Raw genomic sequence first — 1,810 nt, forward strand, 5'->3', positions numbered from 1 at the left:
CGATCAGCTCCGCCGATCGTCCGTTGCTCCACCCGCGCCTCACGGCGTAAAACCCGCCGAGGCTCTAACCGCCGCTGGATGACAACTCAGTGGCAGGTCACGCCGGCCGGAGGGGGCATCCACCCCATCAGTTCAGACTCGGAGTAGTTCAAATTGACATCCAGCCGGTGTCAAGACCCCATTAGTCTACTCGTCCGCTCCTGTAGCAACTTGGAATAAAGATCGTTGTAGCGCTCGACCATGGTTTCGACCGCAAACATCGTTGTGGCCCGAGCACGGTTGCGATCACCGACCTCTTGGAGATGCTGCGGCGCGTTCAGAAGGTTGACAATGATGTTGGATGTTTCGTGGAGATCTGTAGCGAAAGTCTCTGTCCGACCGACGATTTCAGGTAGTGCGCCGACGGCATAACCCGCGACGGCTAGCCCCTTTGCCATTGCGAACGGCGACACTTGGCCAAAGCTTTCCTTCCAGACAGGCGCGACGAAGATCGAAAACGTGTCATAAAGATCAGGAAGATCTTCGTAGGGAACGTATCCCGTGAAGTGAAAATTTTCGCGTACGTCGGCCGCTATAGTGCGATTAATATAACCCTCTAAGAAAGAGCCTCCGCCTACGATAACGGCACGTGTCCGAGGCCTACGCTTTACTACTTCGATGAATAAATCGATAGCATCTTCACGGAGTTTATCGTTTTCTAGGCGATAGACCATGCCAATTGCATTCTTTGCATCGTGACCATCATAGCTTTTCGAGAAGCGCGATAGGTCAATGCCTGGATAGATAACAGAGGAGGCATCTGGATCAGCTACGGCCGAGCCAAATTCTGTTCGGACATACTCGCTGACGAAGACATAATGATTCACCCGAGGCACGATCATCGGTGCAATCGGCGTATTGACGTTCTCTACAACCTGCGCGCCGGGGGCAGCGTCTAGCGCATCGAAAGCGGCCTTGTACCAAGGATCGTCTGTCAATCCCCAATAATGAATATGGATTATGTCAGGAGCATAGCTGTGATAGATCTCGCGTATGCTGTTCGAATTAGCGTCGCTCACACAATGGACCGTCATTCCAACATGATCACCTCCACGCCACCGTGCAGAAGTCAGCACCTCCTGTTCATAGAGATGCGACAGGTGCTGAAGGATATCGATTATTAACTGCGTCGAGCCGCCGACGAAGACGTTTGGTATGACATGCAAAATCTTTGAGCGGCGAATGCCCGGCGGAATCGGCTGGAGCGGAACAACCACGTAAGGGGCAATGAGTCCTGCCATCTCAGTCGGGCCCTTGCGCCGCTTTTGCAAAATCTCCTCATCGACCCGCAAACGGTAGCGGCTTTCGGTTTCGTGCCATTCCGGAACGAGAGATGTCTGGAGAGTTAAATCCAGCGCAAGCTTTGTGACGTCGGCGGAGGCCCCGCCAGGTTGGGCATCTTCCCCTCGTCCTGCAGCTGCTAAACGCCTGGTTGCCCCAACTATAGGCCGGAGAACCGGCCGCGCCCGGATTAGGATTGGCATCAGCCGCGCGGCAACCCTCCAAGTCGTGGACGTCTCGATCATACGCAGTCGATTCGCCAAGCTATCAACAGTGTTAACCATTTGCGCCACTTCGGCGGTCGATTGCTTCAGCAGGCGTTCCAATTCCGATTGCAAAGTCGAAAGCTCGGCCTCACGCGCGGCCAGCCTCGCCTCGACGTCGCGCCGAGCTTCGACCTCGGTTTCGGCATGCTCCACCGATCGAGCCAGCTTTAACTGGACAGTGGAAAGCTCCGCTTCCCGGGCCGCGAGCTTTATCTCGGTATCGC

The 1,810-nt window shown here is 55.2% G+C and carries 1 protein-coding gene; it reads right to left on the bottom strand.

Annotation, left to right across the window (positions count from 1 at the left end; genetic code table 11):
* Window positions 1–170 precede the first annotated feature (170 nt).
* On the bottom strand, window positions 171–1,810 hold a 1,640-nt coding region (locus tag ACFPOB_RS29240), incomplete at its 5' end, for a glycosyltransferase (protein ID WP_377801710.1).

This window comes from Allobosea eneae (genome assembly GCF_042657265.1).
Lineage (GTDB): Bacteria > Pseudomonadota > Alphaproteobacteria > Rhizobiales > Beijerinckiaceae > Allobosea > Allobosea eneae.